Below are 23,209 nucleotides of genomic sequence, written 5' to 3'. Positions count from 1 at the left end.
TTCTTGATTATCGTGGTGCCGTTAAGAAAACGTTAAGCGTGGTAAACGGGCAATAATACAGGGTATTTCTGCTTGTCTTTATGCGGCAAAAAGAGAATTCTGCAGGTAATAACTGCAGGAGAACACTCATGAAAACGGTTATCGCCTCATTACTGGCGTTAGCGATAGTTGCGCCAGCTCACGCTTTTGGTCGTCCCGGTGACTGGGGACCTGGCCCGCACTGGCGACCCGGCCCAGGCTGGCATGGCCCGGCACCGCGCTGGCACGGTCCCGACCACTTCCACGTTTTGCCACTGGCCGCGACGGCGGTGTTGATCGGTGGATTAACTTACTACCTGCTTAACGGCAGTTATTATCAGCGTCACGGGGAAGAATACGTGGTGGTGGAACCGCCCGTGCAAACCTATGAAAGCGGCATGCGGGTTCTGGATTTTAACGGCAGGCGTTTCTACGTGCAGGACGGTCATTATTATCAGCGGGAAATTAACGGCAGCTATATTGAAGTCCCTCGTCCGGCGGGATTATAGGCATAAAAAAAACGGCTCGCCTGATGGCGAGCCGTTTCTTGTTAAAGCGGGTAGTTACTGCTTAACCTGCGGGTCAGTATCGTACTCAGCACAGCTCTGGAAGCCATAGTTCATCACGCGACCGGTATCGTTATAGCTAACGAAGTAAGTCTGTGGCTTGCCTTCACGCTCGCCAATGACGTAGCTCTGGCAGGTACCACGTGCATGCACCATCGTGATTTCAGTGGCTGCAGGGCCAGCAATCTGACGAACCTGTTCGCGAGTCATGCCTTTTTTGACATCCTTAACCACAGGCTTAGTCACGAAGCTTTCCGCACGATCGTAAGTCGTACAACCAGAGAGCGCAGCCAGCGTCAGCGCTGCAGCGATACATCCCATCACTTTATTCATCTTGTTGTTCCTCGTTTTTTTGTCCATGTGCTGAGAAGCCTGGAACATAAAACGTTTTTTTTCAAGTTAATGACGTACTTAAACTCAATCTGCCCTGAAAGATTTGATAAAATGCGCCGCAATGGCCTTAACGCAGCGGTTATTCAGGCGAATAGTGGCGCTGACCGGCCTGCCTTAATGGCTAATGGCCCGCGTTTCAAGGCGGGCGAACAACACAAGTGACGTTGTCACCAATAAGCATTCTGGTTCCAGAGGATCAATGACGCTTTCATCACCAAACCGACGGGTTTACGCCATCACCCTGGGATTACTGGCTGCCCTGGGGCCGCTCTGTATTGACCTGTACCTGCCCGCACTGCCGCAACTGGCGCAGGATCTTCAGACCTCGACCTCAACGGCTCAGCTCAGCCTGACTGCCGGGCTACTCGGATTGGGTGCCGGACAGCTGTTTTTCGGGCCAATGAGCGACAAATTCGGCCGACTGCGCCCGCTAACCTTATCCCTGGTGCTGCTGTTTATCGCCTCGATAGGCTGCGCCCTGGCACAGGACATTCACCAACTGTTACTGGCCCGCCTGTTTCAGGGCTTAGCGGGCGCAGGTGGCGCCGTCCTGTCGCGGGCCGTGGCGCGTGACATGTACAGCGGCCATGAACTTACCCGTTTTTTTGCCCTGCTGATGCTGGTCAACGGCCTGGCCCCTATCGGCGCACCGGTATTAGGTGGCGCACTTATGGCCGTGCTGAACTGGCGCGGTATTTTTGTGGTATTGAGCTGTATCGCCGTTTTACTTATCCTGCTGGCGCGCTGGAAGCTGCATGAAAGCCTTCCTGCCGAACGTCGTAGTCAGGGCTCTGTATTTTCAGCCTATGCTGCGCTGGGTCAGGTTATTACCCATCGCCCTTTTATGGGATTTTGCCTCACACAGGGGCTGATGATGTCTGGCATGTTTGCCTACATCGGTGCCTCACCCTTTGTGTTGCAACAACTTTACGGCTTGTCTCCGCAGGCGTTCAGCTTCTGCTTTGCCGCAAACGGTATTGGATTAATCATCGCCTCACAGACCAGCGCCCGGCTCTGCCCACTGTGGGGAGAGTATCGCGTATTGAAAGGCGGTCTGACGCTGGCCTGTGTCGCATCGAGTGCGTTGCTGATTGCCGGGCTCAGCCATGCGCCTCTGCCGTTGGTGCTACTCGCCCTGTTCTTTACCATTGCCAGTAACGGGGTGATTGCCACGACGGCGTCGTCGCTGGCGATGCAAAGTCAGGGACAGCGCGCTGGCAGCGCCTCGGCGGTGATTGGCGTCACCGGCTTTACCCTGGGCGCTATTGCCGTGCCGGTAACGGGCATTGGCGGGACATCAGTAATCAGTATGACGCTGACGATTTTTGGCTGCTACATGCTGGCTATACTGACGTTTACCGTTCTGGCGAAAAAACCCGCAGCCGAAGTAAAAAGCGTCTGATTCTGCCCGTCTCAATAAAAACAGCGGTCGCTTTGGCTTGTTGTTTCCCGGGATGCGCGTTAGCTTTAAAACATGCTTTGTATTGTGCCAACGGGCTACAGACTTAAGGAGATGTTGATGTCACTGCAGCAGGAAATCATTACCGCACTTGGCGTTAAGCCAACTATCGATCCACACCAGGAGATCCGTACCAGCGTTGATTTCCTTAAAGCCTACTTAACGCGCCACAGCGGCCTTAAGGCGTTGGTACTCGGTATCAGCGGCGGACAAGATTCCACCCTGACCGGCAAGCTGGCTCAGATGGCGATAACGGAGCTTCGGCAGGAAACAGGCGATAACGACTACACCTTTATCGCGGTGCGTTTACCTTACGGCGTACAGGCAGATGAGCAGGATTGTCAGGACGCTCTGGCCTTTATCCAGCCGGATCGTTCGCTGGTGGTCAATATCAAAGAAGCGGTGCTGGCCAGCGAGCGGGCGCTGAAAGAAGCGGGGATCGTGCTGTCCGATTTCGTGCGCGGTAATGAAAAAGCCCGCGAACGGATGAAAGCCCAGTACAGCATTGCCGGTATGTCCAAAGGTGTGGTGGTCGGTACCGACCACGGCGCAGAAGCGGTAACCGGCTTCTTCACCAAATATGGTGATGGCGGCAGTGACATTAACCCTATCTTCCGCCTGAATAAACGTCAGGGAAAACAGTTACTGAAAACGCTGGGCTGCCCTGAACATCTTTATCTGAAGAAACCCACGGCCGACCTGGAAGATGATCGCCCTGGCCTGCAGGATGAAGTCGCGCTGGGTGTCACCTACGATATGATCGATGACTATCTGGAAGGCAAAACCATCGCGCCGGACAGCGCGAAGATTATTGAAGGCTGGTATCTGAAAACCGAGCATAAGCGTCGTCCGCCTATCACTGTTTTTGACGATTTCTGGAAATAACTTTTGCCGCCCTTGTCTTCTGACAAGGGCGTCTTTGCCGACTGAACCCCCATGCCTGCAACCTTACCACGCGCGACATTAATCGGTTTGAGCGCGATTTTGCTCTGGAGCACCACTATCGGCCTGCTGCGCAGCGTCAGCGAGGCGTTTGGCCCGACTGGTGGTGCCGCGCTTATTTACTCCACTACCGCTGTTTTGCTGTGCCTCACACGCGGCGTTCCCAACCCACGTAACATGCCGGGCCGCTATCTGCTTACAGGCGGCGTGCTGTTTGTCGGTTATGAAATTTGCCTGGCACTGGCGGTCGGCCTTGCCCGCGATCGTCACCAGTCGCTGGAGATGGGGATGATCAACTATCTTTGGCCCTGCCTGACAATCGTGCTGGCGATTCCGTTTAACCAGCAGCGTTTTCGCCTGTGGCTGTGGCCCGGACTGCTGCTTTCCCTCTGCGGTATTATCTGGGTGATGAAAGGCGCTAACGGGAATGTGACAGGTAAGATGGCGCAGAATATTGCCAGCAATCCAACAGCCTACCTGCTGGCGTTTATCGCAGCGATTGCGTGGGCGCTCTACAACAACATCACGCGCCGCTATGCTCGCGGCAGCAACGGCGTCACCCTGTTTTTTATGGTGACGGCCCTGGCGCTATGGCTCAAATTCGCGTTGTTCACGGAGTATGAAACGCTGCAATTTAGCGTGACCGCTGCAGCAGAAGTGCTGTTTATGGGCGCGTCAACGGCGGTTGCCTACTCTGCCTGGAATTACGGCATCCAGCATGGCAACCTGACGCTGTTGGCGACGGCATCTTATTTCACGCCGGTACTCTCGGCGTTGCTGGCCTCGCTATGGCTGGGGCTGACGCCACCGATAAGCTTCTGGCAAGGCGTTGCTATGATCACCGCTGGCTCTCTGATTTGCTGGCTGGCGACAAGGCGTTGATGAATCTCTGACTGGCGAACCTTTAACCTGCCTGTTACACTGTATGGACAACCAGTACAGGAGTCCGTTTTGGTCAGACGTGCAGCCACTCATCGCCTCGAATTTGACGCGGCAACCATTTATGAATATCCGGAACATTTGCGTGAATGGCTCGAAGGCCTGCCAAATCAGCCCGGCGTTTATACTTTTCATGGCGACAGCGATACCTTGCCGCTTTACATCGGCAAAAGCGTTAATCTGCGTTCGCGCGTGATGTCCCACTTTCGTACACCCGATGAAGCAAAAATGTTACGCCAGTCGCGGCGCGTTAGCTGGATCCCCACAGCAGGCGATCTCGGTGCGCTGCTGCTGGAAGCGCAAATGATCAAAACGCAGCAGCCCCTGTTTAATAAACGCCTGCGCAAAAATCGTCAGCTTTGTTCTCTGCAAATTACCGCAGAGGGTAAACCGGAAGTGGTGTATGCCCGTGACGTCGATTTTAGCCAGTCGCCGAACCTGTTTGGTCTTTACCGCAGCCGTTTTGCCGCGCTGGAACGTCTTAAGCAGCTTGCCGATGAATATCAGCTGTGCCACGGCTTGTTAGGGCTGGAAGCGTTGAGTGCCAACCGGGGCTGCTTTCGTTCTGCCCTGCGCCGCTGTGCCGGTGCCTGCTGTGGCAAGGAACCGGTCAGCGATCATCAGGACCGACTGCTCGCCGCGCTGGAAAACGTCCGGGTATTCTGCTGGCCATGGCAAGGTGCGGTGGCACTGGTGGAAGAAGGTAAACACCTGACGCAAATCCACGTTATCGATCACTGGTTCTATCTGGGTTCCGTGCAAACGATGGACGAGGCAAAGTCCCTTAAACGCGGCAAAGGCGGGTTCGATCACGACGGCTACAAAATTCTCTGCAGTCCGGTATTGTCTGGTCATTACCCCATTATTCCCCTTTAGAATAAAAAAAACCGCCGACACTGCCCACGCCAGGTGGGCAAGGTCGGCGGTCTTCAACCGTCTTTACTGATTAACGTGCGGCTTATTGAGCGGGTGCAGGTGCCATCTTGCCGTGCATCGGACGTTTTTCAGTCAGGTGCTTTTCAAAATTCGCGTTGTACTGTTTTTTCTGCTCCGGCGTCAGCACGTTATACAGTTTATTTTGGGTTTCCATCATGGTCACCGCGTTGGCTTTGGCATTCGCGGTCATTTTATCTGCCTGCGCTTCAGCCTGGGCTTTGTCGAAGCTGTCAGAAGCGATGATGGCGTGCGTTGCACGACGTTCATCCTGTGACGGGCGCTGCATTTCATCGCGGCGCTCTTTCATAATTTCGTGCATTTTGGTTTTCTGGTCTGGTGTCAGATTCAGCCCGCCAAACATCATATCCATACCGTGACGCATCGGTTTATGCATCGGCTTTTCCGTGCCTGCCGGTGGTGGCGTCAGATTGTCGGCTTCAGCATGAACAACCGTTGCCGCGCCGAATGCCAGAGTTGAAGCCAGTAACAGAGAAGTTAATTTACGCATAACAGTGTCCTTTTTATTCACTTGTTCAGTTTCGTAACGACAGCACTCTGTCGCGTCTTCGGAAACAAGCATACGACGTTGAACGTCAATTACTGCGAGCGAGAGTAAAAGCGTGAAAGCGCAAAAGCCACAATTCAGGCAATCATGGAGGGATTAAGAAGAAAGGCGTCAGAAATTGAAAAAGAGTATGAATAATCAGGAGATTTCGGATAAATCGTGGAGAATTGTAATGCCTTTAGCAGTAAAGCGGAAGGTGTCTTCCGCTATTTTGTATCGATAACGTCAAAGGGGCAAAGCCTGGGTTTGCTCACTCTCTTCGATCAGCATGAGTCCAGCCCGCAACCCCAGAGCCACACGGGGATTGGGGAACAACACATATTCCCGCGCCTGCTGCACGAAATAGCGCCTTTCCCCGTCTTCCGCTAGCAAAGCGCCCTGCGGAAAGGCGGTAAAGTTCTTGGTGTCGTCGCTCATATGAAGCTGAAACTTTTCACTGTGGCGGGTGATCTGCTGGCTTACCCGATAGCGACGCGGAACAGATTGCGCTTCCGGCAAGGACTCGCCATACAGCAATGCTGCCAGTGCCTGAGAGACAGCGCTGAACTGCGTCAAATCGTTTTCGCCAAAAGGTCGCGCCTGACCCAGCTCCAGGGTACAGCTGGCTGCACCAAAGTGTTCACAGCTAAAATGGGTAAAGGTGCCCGCGGGCGAACGGTGAAAGACCAGCGCCTCAAGCCCGGCAACCGCCAGCCAGTGCAAAAAGGGCTCTGGCCATGGCCGATCATTCAGCGGCATTACGCCAAAACGCGTGTGGTAAGAACCGCGCAGCGCCGTGTGCATATCCAGGTGCCAACGGGTTTCATCGCACTCACCCAGTTGCCAGAAGTTCTCCAGCATCTGTTCCAGACGGAGAACCCGGCGCGCTTCATCACCGTCGTCAATCTGCTGCCAGCGACCACCAAACAGCCGGTTGATGTCATATCCCACATAGCGTTTTCCCGCACGCAGCGCTGAAGGATTACCTAATACCACCAGCATTCGCTGCTGAAGTGGTTTTTCGCCCTGAAGTAAAGGCGTAATAAGCTGGTTAAGGATTTCTACCGGGGCGGTTTCATTACCGTGAATCCCTGCCGAAAGTACCAACGCCTGTTTCACAGGCGTCTTTGGCTCCATGAGCAGAATACCGTGATACAACCACTGCCAGCGAAGATGCGCTGTCTCACCTCTACGCATACGCGGTGCGTCACCAGACAGCGTCTGCTGTAAAAAGTCCTGCATCGTTCCTCCTAAGACCGGAAGCAGGCAGCCCTCATGGCAACGCCTGCTTCACTGCTGAAATGCATACACATTTCCTAAGTCTAGCAGCCTGGTCAATTCATCAAGGGCAACCCGCCCTTCTTGCAGCAATTGCGGATCGCCTAAATCGTCTTGCGTTAATCTGTCACGGTAGTGGCGATCGACCCACTGATTTAGCGAAGTAAACAGGCGATCGTTCATCAGTACCGCAGGGTTAACGGCCCGTTGCTCATCTGGCGTTAATACCACGCGCAGACGCAGGCAGGCAGGGCCACCGCCATTATGCATACTTTCACGCAGATCAAACACCTGTAATGACTGTAAGGGTCCCTCGCTTTCCACCTGCTCAAGCAGATAATCCCAAACGCCCTGATGCTGGCGTGACTCTTCAGGCAGCACCAGCATCATACTGCCGTCGGCACGGGTAAGAAGCTGGCTGTTAAACAGGTAAGTATTGACCGCATCCTGAACGGAAACACGTGCGCTGGGCACTTCAAGGGCGACAAAGCCCGGAACACGTTCACGAAGACGGTTCAGCAACCCAGGCTGATCGACAAAGGCCTGCTGATGGCAGAACAGCATCTGCTGATTGCTGACTGCAATCACATCATTGTGAAAAACACCCTGATCGATGACCTGGGGATGTTGCTGAGCGAAAATCACCTGGTCAGGCGCAAGCTGGTGTAAACGTGCGACGGCTTCGCTGGCCTCACGGGTTTGCCGCGCAGGATAGCGCTGCGGGGCCGCGCCAGACGAGTTATCGCGACCGTAGATAAACAGCTGTACTCCAACATCGCCATAGTCCCCGCCAAGGCGGTTATGATTAGCGGCACCCTCGTCGCCGAACATGGCCACCTGGGGCAGCGCCTCATGGACGGTGAAGTGATGGGGATCGCGAAATATCGCGCGCAACAATGCCGCCGTTTCAGGCGCTTCAATTGCACGGTGAAATTTATTATTGAGATTCGCCACGGTGAGATGAACGCGGTGGTCGGCGCTGTCGGCAGAAGGCGAAACCGTGGCGGCGTTAGCCACCCACATCGCCGAGGCCGAGCTGGCCGCTGACAACAGTGCGGGTGCGGTTCTCCCGGCTTTTTCCAGTACCTGCGCATCACTGCCGCTAAACCCCAACTGGCGCAGTACCGCGATATTGGGCCGCTCATGAGGCGGGATCACACCCTGAACAAAACCCATATCCGCCAGGGCTTTCATTTTCAGCAAGCCCTGCTTTGCCGCCAGGCGTGGATTTGAGGGTTGCCGCTGGTTGCGCGTCGAGGCTTCATTACCAAACGACAGCCCCGCATAATGGTGCGTCAGCCCGACCAGCCCGTCGAAATTCGCTTCAATGGCTTTCATGAACGCGCTCCTTGCGGCGAAAAGTCCAGGCCCGGTGACAAAACATCAGGCAAGGTAAGCTGAGACGATTCCAGCGAAGCCATCGGCCAGGCGCAGTAATCGGCCGCATACCAGGCACTGGCACGATGGTTACCCGATGCACCGATACCGCCGAAGGGTGCCGTGCTGGCAGCGCCCGTCAGGGGCTTATTCCAGTTCACGATCCCGGCACGCGCTTCCAGCAGCAGCTGTTCAAACTGCGCGCGAGACGGCGAAATCAACCCGCATGACAGCCCATAGCGTGTCTGGTTGGCCAGACGAATGGCCTGCGGATAATCGTCATAACGAATCACGCCCAGCAACGGCCCGAACACCTCTTCATCGGGCACATTGTCTACCGCGGTCAGGTCGATAATCCCCGGCGTTAACAACGCCTGTTGACGATCGGGCCAACGCATCTCCAGCAGCACCTTGCCGCCCATCGCCACGCGCTGCTGCCATTCGGCATAAATCTTTTCGGCAGCGGCGCAGGAAATCACACTGCCCATAAAGGGTTGCGGATCGGCATTCCAGGCGCCGGGCTGCAGCCGGGCGGTCACCTCGACCAGACGTTGCAGAAAAGTATCGCCCGCCGCACCGCGCCGTACCAGCAGACGGCGGGCGCAGGTACAGCGCTGACCTGCCGTAATAAATGCCGACTGAATGGCAATATGTACTGCACCATCCATGTCCGCAGGGTCCTCAACGATCAAGGCATTGTTGCCGCCCATCTCCAGCGCCAGCATTTTTTCCGGTTGCCCGGCAAACTGACGATGTAACTGATAACCGGTATGTGCGCTGCCGGTAAACAGCAGTCCGTCAATGTCCGGTTCCGCCGCCAGTGCCTGACCGGTTTCACGACCGCCCTGAAGCAGCCCAATGACACCGGCCGGCACGCCCGCCGCCAGCCACAGCTGCAGGGTTTTCTCTGCGGTAGCCGGCGTCAGTTCACTCGGTTTAAACACCACGCAATTCCCGGCCAGTAAGGCAGGTACGATGTGCCCGTTGGGCAAATGCCCCGGAAAGTTATAGGGGCCAAAGACCGCCAGCACGCCATGAGGACGGTGGCGCAGGGCGCTCTCACCCTGCTGCTGTTCACCGGTGCGCTGATGGTAAGCTTTCACTGAAATGGCGATTTTATTGATCATCGCCGTGACTTCCGTCAGGGCTTCCCAGCGTGGTTTTCCCGTTTCCTGGGCGATGATCTCGGCCAGCGCCGTTTTGTGCGCCTCAAGTTGTGCCGCAAAGCGTTCCACAATGGCCTGACGCGCGGTAAAAGGCTGTCGTGCCCATGCCGGAAACGCCGCCCGCGCCGCCTGACAGGCCGCACTTACCTGCTCTGACGAGGCGGCTAACCCTTGCCACAGCAGGTCGCCACTCACCGGGTCCTGTTTTGTAAAGCGCCCTGACTCGCCGTTGATCCAGAGTCCGTTGATAAGGTGCGTCATGCTTTTTTCTCCTCACTGCACAGCGTGACCACGCGCAGGCTGTCGCCCGGCTGGCACTGTAATGCCTGCAGTTGTTCATCATTGAGCTGAATACGTTGCGCGGTCGGATCGACCGGTAAAAGTGCCACGCGAAACTGGTGATAATCGGTATTTGCCACTAAACAGAGCGGCGCATCCTGCTGTACATCGCCTTTTTGTACGGTAAGCAACCGGCTCTCGCGTACTGCACGAATGTCATCGATATCGCACTCCAGCGTCGGGCCGCCATCGAAGATGTCGATATACTGGCGATAGCGAAAGCCTTCAGCTTCCAGCACCGTACGCGCGGGTGCAGTTTTAGGATGTACCTGACCGATCACGGCCTGCGCTTCCGGCGTGAGGTAGTGCAGATAAAGCGGATGTTTTGGCATCAGTTCGGCAATAAAGGCTTTTTGCCCGGTGCCACTGAGAAAATCGGCTTTGCGGAATTCCATAGAGAAGAAGTGGATGCCTACGCTGTCCCAAAACGGTGAGTGTCCCTGCTCATCACTCACGCCGCGCATTTCGGCGACCACCCGCGCCATAAAGTGTTCGCGGAAATTCGCCATAAACAGAAAGCGTGATTTCGACAACAGGTAACCGTTTTTGCCATCGCGGTAGTCGGCATCCAGGAACAACGTGCAGAGTTCGCTGCTGCCAGTATGATCGTTGCTTAAGGATAAGGTCGGTAAGGCGGCGTAAACGTTCAGCTCTTTCGAGGCGTGCACCTGTGTTCCTACACGAAAGTTATACCAGGGTTCCTGAAGCCCAACCGCCACCTCAATGGCGCAGATCCCTACCGCGCGGTTATCGTGACTGTCGGCCAGCACGAACACATAGCCCTGCTCGGCACGCGGCAACGTGCCCTGCCAGGTTTGTAGCGAGCGTTCAATTCGTGCCTGTAAGGTGGCGCTGTCAACCGGCAACGAGGTCAATCCTCCGCCCGTTTTCGCCGCCAGTTCCATCAGTTGGCTGAGATCGTCCCGCTCAACCGGACGGATCACCATCATGATGCGTTTCCCTGTAGCAGGTGTTCACAGGCCTGGGCAAAGCGTGCCATACCGGTCTTCACTTCCTGTTCGCTGATGTTCAGTGCAGGCGCGAAGCGCACCACGTTAGCACCAGCAATCAGCACCATAACGCCCTGCTCGGCAGCCGCGAGATTGATCTGTTTCGCTTTACCGGCAAAGTCGTCGCTGAGCACGGCACCAATCAGTAAGCCCAACCCGCGAACCTCTTTAAACAGGTGCAGGCGTTGATTGAGGTCGTCCAGTGCCGCCACAATCCAGGCATGACGCTGCGCGACGCCGTCCATCACTTCAGGCCGGTTAATCAGTTCCATGACTTTTCCGGCCACCGCACCCGCCAGCGGATTGCCGCCATAGGTGGTGCCATGAGTGCCTACGCCCATAACCTGAGCCAGATCTTCTCGCGTCAGCATGGCACCAATAGGGAAGCCACCGCCCAGTGCCTTGGCGCTGGTCAGCACGTCTGGCGTTACGCCATAGTGCATATAGGCGTACAGCGCGCCGGTGCGTCCCACGCCGCTCTGCACTTCGTCAAAAATGAGCAACGCCTGATGTTTGTCACACAACTCACGCAACCCACGCAGGAACGCGGGTTCAGCAGGCACAACGCCCCCTTCCCCCTGGATCGGTTCAACAATCACGGCGCAGGTACTGTCGTTAATCAGGGCAGCCGCAGAGTCAAGGTCATTAAATGTGGCATGCTGAATGTCAGCAGGCAGCGGCGCAAAATCGTTGGAATAGGCTGGCTGACCGCCTGCAGAAACCGTAAACAGGGTGCGCCCATGAAAGGCATTCTTAAACGCCACGATGCCGCTTTTATGCATTCCAACCCTGTCGTGTGCCACCTTGCGGGCCAGCTTAAGCGCCGCTTCGTTGGCCTCGGCACCGGAGTTACAAAAGAAAACCCGGTCGGCAAAGGTGGCGTCAATCAGCTGTTTGGCCAGGCGTAAAACGGGTTCATTCGTATAACCGTTGCCGGTGTGCCACAGCCGTGAGGCCTGATCCTGAAGCACCTGCTGGAGCGCCGGATGCGCATGCCCGAGAGCGTTGACCGCAATGCCGCCTGCGAAGTCGATATAGTCTTTCCCCTGCTGATCCCAGACGGTAGATCCCTCAGCACGTACCGGTACGAAACTCGCGGGTGCATAAACGGGCATCATCCATTGATCAAAATCATGACGCGAAACCTGCAGTGACATAACCCTTCTCCTGTTCCCCAGCGGGTAACGTAATTGTTTGTTAATTGTTAAAAATGTAATGAATCTGGCCCTACTCTAGTTTGCAGATAGCGTGCCAGCCAAGGACTAAAATGCATAAAACGGATTGCCTGACGAAATATCAATAGGTTACAAAAGGCCACCATTCACTTTATTTGCATAAATAGTGAATAATCATCTTAGCGGGGGCCGATAGCAGAGCTTTTTAAAGCAGAATTATGCAATGGCGGGATGAAATATCGCTTTTGTGATCGCTGATAAATTATCTGCTCAAAAACGTGCAAAAACCGCCTCAAAATGGGGCAGTTGCCTGGGCGTGGTGCAGGCTGTGATCAATATCCGTAGAAAAGTAAACGCAATAAGCCGAGCAATAACCCAGGTTATTACTGGCGGGTGATTAAAATATGCTCTCTTTATTTGTTTAAATATACTTATGCGAAGCCGTTAATATTGTTTCCCGGGTTATCATCAGAACGTTAATAAATTATTTAGGACGGGATAAATTATTAATAAGCGCGCTAATGATTAGATGAAAAGTCTTTATTGTTTATTTATAGTACAAAATGTGTTTATTATTCAAGCAAGATAGCTGGTGTTATCATTTTTTTGCCATATTGCTTTATCCCTCACCGATGAAATCAACAATCCCCTGTTTTATATGCATTTTTATCCTTTACATTGCTAACGGGGTCATAAGAAAAAACACTGACAGGCGCACGATGGCCGCCGAATTGGCTTTATTGAGATTTAGTTCCCCTGGGTACACATTTAGTTACACTTATTGCGCTAGGCTGAATTAACAATTTGTGTCATTTTCTTTTCACCCCAAAAGAGGGGAAATAATAATATAACCACAGGGTAAATAATAAATGATGAAGCGCACATTAGTGGCGGCATTAATGCCGTTACTGATCGGTCTGTCTACTGCTCAGGCCGCACAGATTTATAATAAAGACGGGAATAAGCTGGATATTCAAGGCAAGGTTAACGTACTGCGTTATTTTTCTGACGATAAGTCAAATAATAGCGACGCCAGTTATACACGCTTAGGTTTCAAAGGTGAAACGTCCATCGCCGATCAGCTAACCGGTTACGGTTTCTGGCAATATCAGTACAGCCTGAAAAACTCTGAAGGCAGTGACGCGAACAGCGGCAACAAAACTCGTCTGGGCTATGCTGGCCTGAAATATGGCGCGCTGGGATCGCTGGACTACGGTCGTAACTACGGTCTGGTCTATGACGCGCTGGGCTATACCGATATGCTGCCCGTGTTTGGCGGCGATTCTGCTAACGCAGATGCATTCCTGAGCCTGCGCTCGGGCGGCCTGCTGACCTGGCGCAACAAAGACTTCTTTGGTCTGGTAAAAGGCTGGAACGTTGCCGCGCAGTATGAAGGCAAAAATGACCGCACCAGCACTCAGGATAATGGCCTTGAAGTACGTCGTTCTAACGGCGATGGTTTTGCCCTGTCAACGTCCTACGACTTTGACTTTGGTCTGAGCTTTGTCGGTTCCTATGCCAGCCTGAACCGCATAGCAGCACAAAATACCGCCACATTTGGCCGGGGTAATAAAGCTCAGCTGTGGGCAACAGCGGTAAAATACGATGCTAACCAGATCTATCTGGCAGCCATGTATGGTGAAACCCTCAATGCTACACCCATGCCAGTTTCCAACGGTTTTGCCAACAAAACACAAAACACGGAAGTGGTCGCGCAGTATCAGTTCCTGAATGGCTTACGTCCGTCTGTAGGCTATGTCGCGTCAAAAGCGAAAGATCTTGAAGGGATTGGCGAGGCTGATCTGTACAAATATACGGCGTTAGGTGCGACCTACTACTTTAACAAAAACATGTCAGTCTATGCTGAGTACAAAATCAACCTGCTGAAGAAAAACAACCCGTTAGGTCTGGCAACAGACGACGTGACGGGCGTAGGTATGACCTACCAGTTCTGATAAATCACCCTCATTGTTCAACGGCCCGGCCTGTGTCTGACGGGCCGTTTTTCTTTAGAACACGGCATATCAGCGGCAATCGATAAAAGCGATTCGGCTGCATCGGCCCGCTCCCCCACGCCTTTCACGCCTTTCACGCCTTTCACGCCTTTCACGCCTTTCACGCCTTTCACGCCTTTCACGCAGGTAGATTTCAATATCGATGCAGATTGTTCCATCGGCAGAGGGTGATTTTATTCCCAAACGGCATCCCCGGTCGTCTGCCTGCGTAGCCAGCGACAAAACAAGCAGGAAATAAACCTCGCTTCCTGTGGCGTCATCAGGTGCAGGTCAGGTGCCAGAGCAACAGGCGTCTCACCCAGAGATCGGGTAGATGACGAATCTTGTTATGCAGACAGGTCGTGTTTTTGCCGCTTCTGTGAAGGCTAGTGCGTAGTGTCCAGCAAAAAAAGCATGACGCAAATCACACTTTATTCTGCCGTTATTCCGTGAAGCTCAGCCCGCTGGCGGAGGACGACATGGTTCCGCCAGGCGGTTCATCCATCGACAAAGGCGGTTTAACTTGCAGGGTGATCCAGTTTGACGTTACGCGTTGCTGTTTACTGTCTTCCACCGTGACTGACAAACGGTACTCATTGCTGGCACCCGGCGTGCTGTCCCAGGGCGGAACAATCACGCTCCAGCCGTCGGTCGCATTATTATTTGGCGGCGATGTCAGGCTCAGCGCCTGAGTGTCCCCTTGCCAGCTAAGCGACTTAATCGCGTTACTGGCGCGCAGCTGAAGCTTAAGCGGTACGCTTTCGCCAGGATTGAGCTGCCAGGGTGGCGTCGCCAGGAAAACCGATAACGTCTTACGCTGCCGGTAAGCCATCACCGGGTTTTGGCTACGCGTAACGGTGTCGTAGCGACTGCCGCGCAACGAACGCACTTCGGCCACATTGTTGGCATCCAACTGCTTGCTCAGCGCCACACCAAAGCGATAGTTAAGCTTCAGGCCAAGCTGGTCCTGGCTCTCACCGGCACTGCTGGTTTTATGGCTGGCCGAGAAGGTCACCAGCGGCACCGGCGTATAAGACAGCCCAAGCGAAAGCGCGGCCGGATTATGGTAGCGATTGCCGCTGTTAAACAGGTCAACCTTTTCGCCAAGGTATTGCTGATAACTGAATGACACACCCAGTTGACGGTAAAAAGGCAAATAGCTTTGGCTGGTGATGTCGTAGCCTTCGGCCATGCGATATTGCTGGCTGTCACCGCGATTACGCCATCCCGACAGCGGATGATAGTAGTTAGCAGACAACCGCAGATTGCTGCTCCAGGCCTCGGTGCCGACTGACGCACGCTGAAGTCCACTGCGAAAACTGCGATCGATAAAACCGTTATATCCCACCAACCAGTTGCCCGCGTCCCAGCGCTGACCCAGCCCCGCATTGCCTACCACACCTTCAACGGAGTCATGAAGCCCGAGCTGACTGAACGTCAGAGAGTGATTTCTGTCGGCGAGCGGGCTAAACAGATTGCCGCCGGTGCCCTCAAAGTTACCGTCCATATCGACGTTTAAGTTGAACTCGGCGTTGCCATAAGGTGACAGTAGAGACTGGCCTTCATTCTCAACCCGCGTAGCCAGTTCATCGCGCAGTCGTTCAAAAGCCCACTGCCCGGCCTGCTCGCCCAGGGTTAAATCACTGCTGCTTTCGCTGGCTTCCGCGATGCTTTTGGCCGCCTTCGCCAGCCTTTCGCTCCATTCGTTGTTATCTTCGACGTTGCCCAAAGAAGGAAGGTCGTCCAGTGAATGTTGAAAGCGCGCAGGATCGCCAAAGGGGGTTTCTGGCACCTGATTGTCCGTTTGCAGCGCACCGGCAGGCAGCGCTACAAGCGTGGTCAGTGAAGCCAGAAAGAAAGTCACAGGTTTAAGCATCAAATCATTACGTCCGGGCAGAAAAATCATCAGGTGGTTTTCTGAAAGAAAAACAAAACCAGCGCTGATTATTTTAGCATAATGTGACCCAGATTCATGACTTGACTCGATATTTGTGCTGAAGGCAGCCACCGACCCTGTGCACAGCGGGCCGGTAGCAACCCGGTTTTAGGAAAATATCAGCCCGCCATCCACATTCACGGTTTGCCCGGTAATGTAACGCGCATCATCCGATGCGAGAAAAGCCACCAGCCCTGCGACGTCCTGAGGTTGCCCGGCCCGCTTAAGAGGAATGTTCTCCACCCACTCCGCCATCAGCTCGCCTTTAGCGTAGGTCTTATGCTCCGTGCTGAGAATTTCGCCCCAGACGCGATCGTTGTAATCCCACATTTCACTTTCAATGATGCCAGGGCAAAACGCATTGACCGTAATATTCCAGCGCGCCAGCTCCAGCGCCAGGCTTTGCGTAATGCCAATCACCCCCATCTTGCTGGCAGCGTAGTGCGGCGTATAGATAAAGCCTTTGCGCCCCTGGCCTGAAGAGGTATTAATCAGGCTGCCGCCGTTTTGCTGCACCATGTATTTGGCAGCTTCACGACAGCACAGCCAGACACCCGTGGTATTCACAGCCAGCACGCGTTCGAAATCGCTTTTGGGCATGTTGTCAAAAGTATCAATGGTAATCACACCTGCATTTTGAATGGAGACGTCGATCCGGCCAAAGCGCTCAAATGCCTGCTGATACACCTGCTGCACTTCGTCTTCATCGGTTACATCCACCTGCAGGGCCAGAATCGAGGCGGCAAGGGGCCGCAAACTGTCGGCCGTGGCAAATACGCGTTCGGAATTGGACAACATCACCAGGTTTGCACCCTCGCGGGCAAAGCGGGCAGCAATGCCTGCGCCGATACCGCGGCAGGCACCGGTGATCACCACCGTTTTTCCATTGAAATCTCGTGTCATTGTTCTCTCCTGTTATCCATGACGGATGTCAGCTTGCGGCGTCACTGGCTGCTTTTTTTCATGACGGCGCAGTAATATCACTTTGCTTTGTAAACGCTGCTGGAACTGGTCAATCACCACGGCGGTCACAATCACCACGCCTTTGATCACCATCTGCCAGAAATCACTGACGCCCATCATCACCATGCCATCGGCCAGAAAAACGATAACGAAGGCACCGATAATGGAACCTGATACGCGACCGCGTCCACCGGCCAGCGCCGTTCCGCCGAGCACCGTGGCGCCGATGGCGTCCATCTCAAACATATTGCCCGTCATGGGATGCGCGGTCTGTAACTGAGAAGCCACCACCAACCCCACTAATCCCGCGCACAGCCCGGAAAAGGCATAAACAAACACTTTCACTTTGATAATGGGCACGCCCGCCAGCCGCGCTGCCGACTCATTACCGCCGGTGGCATAGATATAGCGCCCAAGCGGCGTTTTACGCGTCAGGTACAGGCCAAGAAGTAAAAAGCCAATCATCAGCCAGATGGGAATAAACACCCCGAGCACGGTGCCAGAACCCAGTAACGAGAAGCCGGTATTGCCCAGCGCCGGAATGCCCACCAGATTGGCGTAGGTCGCACCATCGTTAAACAGCAGCGCCGCGCCGCGGGCGACATACATCATGCCCAGTGTGCAGATAAAGGGTGCTACGCCAAGCCGGGTAATCATCGCGCCGTTAACCATGCCGACCAGCATCCCGAACAGCGCCACGACGAGAATCACTTCCGGCACGTTAAGAAACAGCCGATCCCCGCCCCACAGCGGCACGCCCACAGTGAGTAAGGCACCCGCCACCATGCCACAGATCCCGGCAACGGCCCCGACCGACAGGTCGATGCCACCGGTCAGGATCACCAGCGTCATACCAATTGCCAGCAGCCCGGTAATCGCCACATGCTGGGTCATAATCAGCAGGTTCGACGGCGTAAGAAAATTAGGTACCATTACGCTAAAAAAGCCGACCACGATCAGCAGCGCAATAAAGGTGCGCGCCTTGAGTAAGTACATGTACAGCAGATATTTTTGGTTCATCTTATTCTCCAGCAACCTCAGGCTTGCGGGGTGGACGCGCTAATCAGTTTTTCGCGCGTTGCATCGGCACGGGGCAGATCGGCAGTAATGCGACCATCGGCCATCACCAGAATCCGGTCAGCAAGCGCCATGACCTCATCCAGTTCCGACGAAGAAAACATCACCGCCAGCCCCTGCTGCGCCAGTTTGCCAATCAGGTGATAAACATCGGTCTTGGCACCCACATCAATGCCGCGGGTAGGCTCATCCAACAGCACCACCTTTGGCCCGGTCATCAAGGCTTTTCCCAGTACCACTTTCTGCTGGTTTCCGCCGCTTAACGCACTGATGGGTAACTCGCTGTCGCTGACTTTAATCGCCAGGTGCTGAATCATTTCATTCACACGCTGCCGCTCTTTGTCAGGATGCACGATGCCCAGCGCGCGTCGAAAGCCGCGCAGGCTGAGACTGGAGAGCGTCATGTTAGCGGTGATCGACATCAGTTCGATAACGCCTTCACCTTTACGATCCTCGGGCACCAAGGTGATACCGCGCTTAAGGCGCTGCTGAAAACTGCAGTTGTCCAACCGCTGACCGCTTAACTGAATATCCCCGCTCTGACAAGGTAGTAATCCTGTAAGTCCTTTGAACAGCTCGGTTCGCCCGGCCCCCAGCAGGCCATAAATCCCTATCACTTCCCCCTTGTGCAGGCTGAAGCTCACCGCGTTGAGCCGGTAGCCGCCGTTTTGATGCAGTGCAGTCAGGCCATCAACCTGCAGCACCCTGTCGCCCTGAGGAGCGGGTTGATAGTCAAAATGTTTTTTCTTGTCCCCGACCATTTGCGCAATGATCCAGGGCACGCTGACGTCGCGCACTTCACGCGCGGCGATAAAACGGCCATCCCGGAAAATCGTAATGTGGTCGCCAATCTCCATCAGCTCCTCCAGCCGATGCGAGATATAGATGATGGTGACGCCGCGTCGCTTGAGCTGTTCAATGACGTTGAACAGCACTTTGACCTCCGACTGACTCAGGGCGCTGGTCGGCTCATCCATAATCAGCACCCGTGTATCTTTCGACAGCGCGCGGGCAATCTCGACCAACTGTTGATGACCAATGCCCAACGCATCCAGCGCAGCATAGGGATCGACGTCCAGCTCCAGCCGTTCCAGCAAGGCTTTTGCCAGCTGATACTGATACTTTTCGTTGATAACGCCGCGCTGGAAGAACTCGTTGGCGATAAAGATGTTGTCCATCACATTCATATTCGGGAACAGGTTCAGCTCCTGAAAGATGATGCTGATGCCCAGTTTTTCGGCCTGTTGGGTGGAATGCAGCCTGACAGGTTTGCCATCCAGCAAAATGTCGCCAGACGACGGACTTTCCACCCCTGCCAGCATCTTCATCATGGTGGATTTACCGGCGCCGTTTTCCCCGATGAGCACATTGACCTTGTTGCGATAAACCCGATAGTTAACCTGATCAAGGGCGGTCACGCCCGGATAGACCCGCGACAGGCCCCGCGTCTCAATAATGACGTCGTCTTGCTGCTCAGTAACCTGCATGATCAACTCCTTACTGACGCGTGATGTGGGCTGGCGTGATATCGGGTAGCGTATGCGGGATATCCCAGCTGCTAAAAACGCCCACCACGTTAACCCGGTCACCGGGTTTTACCCCGGCGTTGTGCATCATGGTGACCGCCTGCTGATTGATGGCTTTGCCAAAGTCGCTGAACAGCACCTGATCGTTAAAGTCCTGATAGCTGGCCCCTTTGTAGGCATCCCGCAATGCCGTTCCGCGAATGATCGGCCCAACCTGAACCGTGACAGTGTCACCTGATGCGTCTTTAATTTTCATTTTGCCGTTGCGCGAGGTGATATCCAGCGCGGTGACTTCCCCGCTCACGCTGACGCTAAATATGCAGGGATTCTCGCTCTGCGCCCGATAGCCCAGCGCGCGACAGGCGCTGTCCAGATCCTTCTCTGACTGCAGGCGCTGTGTGAACTCACTCAGCGGTTTCGCCTGCGCGACGATTTGTGGCACTAACGTCTGCTGCCAGAGTTGATTGATATGGGCCATATGGGGATTGGGTGGGTTCTTAAGATCCGCCAGTTCCTGCTGCGACACAATGCGACAGCCACCGAGCGCCATCACGATCGGTATCAGCCAGAGTCGGTTGTACATGACATTCTCCCTGGCGCCCGTCAGTACGGGCGCGACAACGATGGATTACGACTTGTAGTTAAAGTCCTGTACGTTTTTTGCATTTTCCGGTGTGATCAGAATGCCGCGAAACATCACGCGCTGTTTCTCCGGTTTCGTGCCTTTCTGGATATAGTTATCCAGGTCTGTCACGCCCTGAGCCGCTATCGCCTGCGCCTGTAACATCACAGTGGCTTTTAACGTTCCGGCCTGTACCGCATCGCGTTCATCGTTGCTGCCATCAATTCCCACTACTACCACGTCGTTGCGTCCGGCCGCTTTCAGGGCGGCAATCGCGCCTAGCGCCACCGGGCCGTTACCGCAGATAACCCCTTTCACATCAGGGTGAGCCTGCAGAATACTGTCCATAATGCGCTTGCCATCGATGAGTGTGCCTTTGGCATCCTGGCGCGCAACGCTCTGCATATCGGGATACTGTTCCAGCACCTGGTGAAAGGATTTTGAACGGGTGACGCAGTTGTTGTCCGCGAGGTTGCAGGTCAGCTCGGCGTATTTCCCTTTTTCCCCCATCTTCTCGACAAACACGTTGGCCACATCAGAACCGGCCTGGAAGTTATTGTGGGTAATTTGCTCCAGCGCCACATCGTCCACCGGAATTTCACGGTTGATCAGCACCACTGGAATACCGGCCTGTTTGGCTTTTTGGATGGCTGCCACGCTGGCCGTGGAGTCCGCGTTGTCCAGGATAATGCCCTGCACTTTTTTGCCAATAGCCGCATCAATCAGTTCATTTTGCTTCTTCACGTCTTCCCCGTGAGAGAGCACCGAGGTCTTGTAGCCCAGTTCCTGAGCTTTCATATTTGCGCCCTTCGCCTCGGAGGCGTAATAGGGGTTGTCCAGTGAGTTAACCAAAATCATGATGGTGCCTTTTTCAACCGCCAGCGCGGTGTGAGAAAACAAACAGGCGGCAAGCGTGGTGCAGAGCAACGTCGTTTTTTTCATGGTGTGTCTCGCTATTGTCGTTATGGCAGGGGGAAACGGGCGCCTGGCGGTGGCCTTACCAGATGGTAAAGCCACCGTCGATCATCAGATCGGCACCGGTAATCATGTCGCTGCCGTTGCTGGCAAAAAACAGCACGGCAGCGGCAATCTCGTCGGTATAGGCAAAGCGACCTAAAGGGATCAGTTTTTTCATTTCGGTGCCCTTCTCGCCGCGCCAGGCTTTTTCGCCCATGGGGGTGAGCACCACGGTGGGCGACAGGGTATTAACGTTAATCCGGTGCGGGGCGAACTCTTTCGCCATCACTTTGGTCATGCCCAGCAAACCGGCTTTGGCAGAGGTGTAAGCAACGTGGTTGTCGATGGCGATGGACGCCGCCTGTGAGGCGATATTAATGATTTTGCCGCCGTTTCCGGCGTTGACCATACGTTTGCCCGCGGCCTGTGAGCAAAGAAACGGCCCGGTCAGGTTCACGGCGATCTGTTTTTGCCATTCGGCAAAATCGGTTTCCAGCACCGGCTGAAGCATCACGTAGCCGGCACAGTTCACCAGAATGTCGAGATGACCGTAGTGTTCAACAATGGCATCGAAAGCCTGCTCAACGTCGGCAGGATCGGTTACATCGCAGCAAATAAACTGCACCTGTCCGGCCAGGGCTGCGCGCGCGCTGTCGACCTTATCCGCTTCAAAGGGCGGATAAAGCAGCGCCAGGCTCGCCCCTTTCTCCAGCAGCATCTGATTACTGGCCATGGCGATACCGCCCAGCCCGCCCGTTACCACGGCCACTTTGCCGCTCAGATTCATTGTGTTATCTACGCCATAGCGCAGGTTAACGTCATATTCACCGCTCATCCGCCAGTCCTCTTTGGTATTTTATTTGCCGCATTCATTTTCGAACAAAAATATAAGCTATCGAATTGATGGTTAATGTGGCTAAGATCAAATTTCGCAACACTGCCTGTCTGACGGCGTCATTCGGTTAAAAGCGCGTGATCGCGGTTGCAAACGGGCAGAAAGAGAGGGATTGCACTGCTGTAGCGGATGCAAAAGTCATGAAAAGTGACGCATATACACTTTCGAACGAAAATTAACATCTTTATTTGCCGACTCGCAAAGGCGAAACCTGCGGGTTAAACTCTGCGACAACGCGTTATCGCCATAAGCCCGATGCGATTAAAAGAGGGAGCGTTTCGATTGAAAAGCAAAACTGAGCAGTTAGCTGAAATGCAACAGCGCCGTGAAAAGATCCTGGAGATGATTAGGGAAGACGGAACGGTGACGGTGAAAGCGCTGACAAAGACGTTCGGACTGACCGAAGCCACGCTGCGCACCGACCTGCGAATGCTGCAAAAGCAGGGCTTTGTGCAGCGTTATCACGGCGGCGCGACCCTGATGACGGGTAAGCAGAATACCGGCCTGCTGCAGCTGGAACGTCAGACCCACATGGAAGAAAAAGACGCGATTGGACGCCTGGCAGCCCAGCATATCGAAAACGGTGATACGGTGATTTTCGATTCCGGCACCACCACCACGGCTATCGCCGATGCCATCAGCCATATCCGGCGTTTATCGGTGGTGACGACCGCGGTGAATATCGCCCTGAAGCTGGGCGGCGAGCCAGGGATCAATGTGCTGCTGACGGGCGGTACGTTTAAATTTCCGACGCTTTCGACCTCCGGTGACAAGGCCGCCAGCTTCTTTGAGAATGTGCTGTCGGAGAAGCTGTTTCTCGCCACCGCCTGTATCTCGCCACGTCTCGGCCTGAGCTTTCCCAGCGAAACCGATATCAAAGTGAAAATGGCGATGATCAAATCCGCCAGCACCGTCTACGTGGTGGCCGACTCCAGTAAGATTGATAAAGTGTCGATGTTTGCGCTGCCCTGCGACTGGAGCCATATTCACTACCTGATTACCGACAGCGGGATCAGTCAGGCCCACATCAGCGCGTTTGAAGCGCTGGGCGTGAAGGTTCTGGTCGCCCCGCTACCCGCTCGCCGCGCCCCCTGATG

Annotated in this window: 22 protein-coding genes; 7 read left to right on the top strand and 15 right to left on the bottom strand. The window is 54.5% G+C overall.

What is annotated here, in order from left to right; genetic code table 11:
• The first annotated feature begins 128 nt into the window (after positions 1 to 128).
• A complete protein-coding gene (locus tag NR177_RS19415; protein WP_096012505.1) occupies positions 129 to 527 on the top strand; it encodes a DUF6515 family protein in 399 nt (132 codons plus the stop codon).
• A gap of 54 nt (positions 528 to 581) precedes the next feature.
• Here the strand turns inward: NR177_RS19415 and osmE are convergent, their stop codons facing one another.
• The gene (gene osmE / locus NR177_RS19410) at positions 582 to 917 is read right to left on the bottom strand and encodes an osmotically-inducible lipoprotein OsmE (protein WP_096012504.1); all 336 of its coding nucleotides are present in this window, start codon (positions 915 to 917) and stop codon (positions 582 to 584) included.
• A 259-nt stretch (positions 918 to 1,176) separates the two neighbouring features.
• On the opposite strand from osmE, the gene NR177_RS19405 reads away from it, so the two are divergent.
• From NR177_RS19405 to cho, 4 genes are all read left to right on the top strand, one after another.
• The gene (locus NR177_RS19405) at positions 1,177 to 2,379 is read left to right on the top strand and encodes a multidrug effflux MFS transporter (protein ID WP_096012503.1); all 1,203 of its coding nucleotides are present in this window, start codon (positions 1,177 to 1,179) and stop codon (positions 2,377 to 2,379) included.
• Positions 2,380 to 2,496: 117 nt separating this feature from the next.
• Positions 2,497 to 3,321: an ammonia-dependent NAD(+) synthetase gene (gene nadE, locus NR177_RS19400; RefSeq protein WP_109716234.1), complete on the top strand. Its 825-nt coding sequence runs from the start codon at positions 2,497 to 2,499 to the stop codon at positions 3,319 to 3,321.
• Between the two features lie 51 nt (positions 3,322 to 3,372).
• On the top strand, positions 3,373 to 4,260 hold the full coding sequence (gene yddG, locus NR177_RS19395) for an aromatic amino acid DMT transporter YddG (RefSeq protein ID WP_256853442.1): 888 nt from the start codon (positions 3,373 to 3,375) through the stop codon (positions 4,258 to 4,260).
• Between the two features lie 69 nt (positions 4,261 to 4,329).
• Positions 4,330 to 5,193 carry an excinuclease Cho gene (gene cho, locus NR177_RS19390; RefSeq protein WP_063879359.1) on the top strand — a complete coding sequence of 288 codons (864 nt, stop codon included), beginning with the start codon at positions 4,330 to 4,332 and terminating at the stop codon, positions 5,191 to 5,193.
• Positions 5,194 to 5,275: 82 nt separating this feature from the next.
• On the opposite strand, the gene spy is transcribed toward cho, so the two are convergent.
• The 6 genes from spy to NR177_RS19360 form a co-directional block, all read right to left on the bottom strand.
• Entirely contained in the window at positions 5,276 to 5,761 is a 486-nt protein-coding gene (spy, locus tag NR177_RS19385; RefSeq protein ID WP_256853441.1) for an ATP-independent periplasmic protein-refolding chaperone Spy, read from the bottom strand.
• A 282-nt stretch (positions 5,762 to 6,043) separates the two neighbouring features.
• On the bottom strand, positions 6,044 to 7,039 hold the full coding sequence (gene astE / locus NR177_RS19380; protein ID WP_109716231.1) for a succinylglutamate desuccinylase: 996 nt from the start codon (positions 7,037 to 7,039) through the stop codon (positions 6,044 to 6,046).
• Between the two features lie 48 nt (positions 7,040 to 7,087).
• Positions 7,088 to 8,413 (bottom strand): N-succinylarginine dihydrolase, encoded by a 1,326-nt coding sequence (astB, locus tag NR177_RS19375; protein WP_256853440.1) that lies wholly within the window; start codon positions 8,411 to 8,413, stop codon positions 7,088 to 7,090.
• Positions 8,410 to 9,879 (bottom strand): succinylglutamate-semialdehyde dehydrogenase, encoded by a 1,470-nt coding sequence (astD, locus tag NR177_RS19370; RefSeq protein WP_256853439.1) that lies wholly within the window; start codon positions 9,877 to 9,879, stop codon positions 8,410 to 8,412. The genes astB and astD overlap by 4 nt, the downstream gene beginning before the upstream one ends.
• The gene (astA, locus tag NR177_RS19365) at positions 9,876 to 10,907 is read right to left on the bottom strand and encodes an arginine N-succinyltransferase (RefSeq protein WP_109716228.1); all 1,032 of its coding nucleotides are present in this window, start codon (positions 10,905 to 10,907) and stop codon (positions 9,876 to 9,878) included. Before astA ends, astD begins: the two co-directional genes overlap by 4 nt.
• Complete coding sequence (locus NR177_RS19360; protein WP_256853438.1) at positions 10,904 to 12,124, bottom strand: aspartate aminotransferase family protein; 1,221 nt, start codon at positions 12,122 to 12,124, stop codon at positions 10,904 to 10,906. The genes astA and NR177_RS19360 overlap by 4 nt, the downstream gene beginning before the upstream one ends.
• 887 nt (positions 12,125 to 13,011) lie before the next feature.
• Between NR177_RS19360 and NR177_RS19355 the strand changes: the two genes are divergently transcribed.
• Positions 13,012 to 14,097 (top strand): porin, encoded by a 1,086-nt coding sequence (locus tag NR177_RS19355; RefSeq protein ID WP_283356074.1) that lies wholly within the window; start codon positions 13,012 to 13,014, stop codon positions 14,095 to 14,097.
• Between the two features lie 17 nt (positions 14,098 to 14,114).
• On the opposite strand, the gene NR177_RS19350 is transcribed toward NR177_RS19355, so the two are convergent.
• The 8 genes from NR177_RS19350 to NR177_RS19315 form a co-directional block, all read right to left on the bottom strand.
• Entirely contained in the window at positions 14,115 to 14,294 is a 180-nt protein-coding gene (locus tag NR177_RS19350; RefSeq protein WP_256853437.1) for a hypothetical protein, read from the bottom strand.
• A gap of 284 nt (positions 14,295 to 14,578) precedes the next feature.
• Positions 14,579 to 16,042: a YchO/YchP family invasin gene (locus tag NR177_RS19345; RefSeq protein WP_256853436.1), complete on the bottom strand. Its 1,464-nt coding sequence runs from the start codon at positions 16,040 to 16,042 to the stop codon at positions 14,579 to 14,581.
• A gap of 138 nt (positions 16,043 to 16,180) precedes the next feature.
• The gene (locus tag NR177_RS19340; protein WP_109716224.1) at positions 16,181 to 16,975 is read right to left on the bottom strand and encodes a glucose 1-dehydrogenase; all 795 of its coding nucleotides are present in this window, start codon (positions 16,973 to 16,975) and stop codon (positions 16,181 to 16,183) included.
• 12 nt (positions 16,976 to 16,987) lie between these two features.
• Positions 16,988 to 18,055, bottom strand: a complete 1,068-nt coding sequence (locus tag NR177_RS19335; RefSeq protein WP_096012491.1) for an ABC transporter permease — start codon at positions 18,053 to 18,055, stop codon at positions 16,988 to 16,990.
• A gap of 17 nt (positions 18,056 to 18,072) precedes the next feature.
• Positions 18,073 to 19,599, bottom strand: a complete 1,527-nt coding sequence (locus NR177_RS19330) for a sugar ABC transporter ATP-binding protein (protein ID WP_172898177.1) — start codon at positions 19,597 to 19,599, stop codon at positions 18,073 to 18,075.
• Between the two features lie 10 nt (positions 19,600 to 19,609).
• On the bottom strand, positions 19,610 to 20,221 hold the full coding sequence (locus NR177_RS19325) for a DUF2291 family protein (protein ID WP_256853435.1): 612 nt from the start codon (positions 20,219 to 20,221) through the stop codon (positions 19,610 to 19,612).
• A gap of 45 nt (positions 20,222 to 20,266) precedes the next feature.
• Positions 20,267 to 21,202, bottom strand: coding sequence for a D-ribose ABC transporter substrate-binding protein (locus tag NR177_RS19320; RefSeq protein WP_063879346.1), 936 nt, complete (start codon positions 21,200 to 21,202; stop codon positions 20,267 to 20,269).
• A 55-nt stretch (positions 21,203 to 21,257) separates the two neighbouring features.
• Positions 21,258 to 22,052: a GolD/DthD family dehydrogenase gene (locus NR177_RS19315; RefSeq protein WP_256853434.1), complete on the bottom strand. Its 795-nt coding sequence runs from the start codon at positions 22,050 to 22,052 to the stop codon at positions 21,258 to 21,260.
• 342 nt (positions 22,053 to 22,394) lie between these two features.
• Here NR177_RS19315 and NR177_RS19310 point away from each other — a divergent pair, with 342 nt between their 5' ends.
• Complete coding sequence (locus NR177_RS19310; protein WP_063879344.1) at positions 22,395 to 23,207, top strand: DeoR/GlpR family DNA-binding transcription regulator; 813 nt, start codon at positions 22,395 to 22,397, stop codon at positions 23,205 to 23,207.
• The last annotated feature ends 2 nt before the right edge of the window (positions 23,208 to 23,209 follow it).

Source organism: Pantoea sp. Fr+CA_20 (assembly GCF_024520835.1).
Taxonomy (GTDB): Bacteria; Pseudomonadota; Gammaproteobacteria; order Enterobacterales; family Enterobacteriaceae; genus Pantoea; species Pantoea allii.
Note: the sequence above shows the minus strand (reverse complement) of the source record. Positions and strands in the feature narration are given on the sequence as shown.

Excerpts from the sequence above, each read along its gene's own strand:
- NR177_RS19415 (WP_096012505.1), top strand. The coding sequence starts at position 129 with ATGAAAACGGTTATCGCCTCATTACTGGCGTTAGCGATAGTTGCGCCA.
- osmE (WP_096012504.1), bottom strand. The coding sequence starts at position 917 with ATGAATAAAGTGATGGGATGTATCGCTGCAGCGCTGACGCTGGCTGCG.
- NR177_RS19405 (WP_096012503.1), top strand. The coding sequence starts at position 1,177 with ATGACGCTTTCATCACCAAACCGACGGGTTTACGCCATCACCCTGGGA.
- nadE (WP_109716234.1), top strand. The coding sequence starts at position 2,497 with ATGTCACTGCAGCAGGAAATCATTACCGCACTTGGCGTTAAGCCAACT.
- yddG (WP_256853442.1), top strand. The coding sequence starts at position 3,373 with ATGCCTGCAACCTTACCACGCGCGACATTAATCGGTTTGAGCGCGATT.
- spy (WP_256853441.1), bottom strand. The coding sequence starts at position 5,761 with ATGCGTAAATTAACTTCTCTGTTACTGGCTTCAACTCTGGCATTCGGC.
- astE (WP_109716231.1), bottom strand. The coding sequence starts at position 7,039 with ATGCAGGACTTTTTACAGCAGACGCTGTCTGGTGACGCACCGCGTATG.
- astB (WP_256853440.1), bottom strand. The coding sequence starts at position 8,413 with ATGAAAGCCATTGAAGCGAATTTCGACGGGCTGGTCGGGCTGACGCAC.
- astD (WP_256853439.1), bottom strand. The coding sequence starts at position 9,879 with ATGACGCACCTTATCAACGGACTCTGGATCAACGGCGAGTCAGGGCGC.
- astA (WP_109716228.1), bottom strand. The coding sequence starts at position 10,907 with ATGATGGTGATCCGTCCGGTTGAGCGGGACGATCTCAGCCAACTGATG.
- NR177_RS19360 (WP_256853438.1), bottom strand. The coding sequence starts at position 12,124 with ATGTCACTGCAGGTTTCGCGTCATGATTTTGATCAATGGATGATGCCC.
- NR177_RS19355 (WP_283356074.1), top strand. The coding sequence starts at position 13,012 with ATGATGAAGCGCACATTAGTGGCGGCATTAATGCCGTTACTGATCGGT.
- NR177_RS19345 (WP_256853436.1), bottom strand. The coding sequence starts at position 16,042 with ATGATTTTTCTGCCCGGACGTAATGATTTGATGCTTAAACCTGTGACT.
- NR177_RS19340 (WP_109716224.1), bottom strand. The coding sequence starts at position 16,975 with ATGACACGAGATTTCAATGGAAAAACGGTGGTGATCACCGGTGCCTGC.
- NR177_RS19335 (WP_096012491.1), bottom strand. The coding sequence starts at position 18,055 with ATGAACCAAAAATATCTGCTGTACATGTACTTACTCAAGGCGCGCACC.
- NR177_RS19330 (WP_172898177.1), bottom strand. The coding sequence starts at position 19,599 with ATGCAGGTTACTGAGCAGCAAGACGACGTCATTATTGAGACGCGGGGC.
- NR177_RS19325 (WP_256853435.1), bottom strand. The coding sequence starts at position 20,221 with ATGTACAACCGACTCTGGCTGATACCGATCGTGATGGCGCTCGGTGGC.
- NR177_RS19320 (WP_063879346.1), bottom strand. The coding sequence starts at position 21,202 with ATGAAAAAAACGACGTTGCTCTGCACCACGCTTGCCGCCTGTTTGTTT.
- NR177_RS19315 (WP_256853434.1), bottom strand. The coding sequence starts at position 22,052 with ATGAGCGGTGAATATGACGTTAACCTGCGCTATGGCGTAGATAACACA.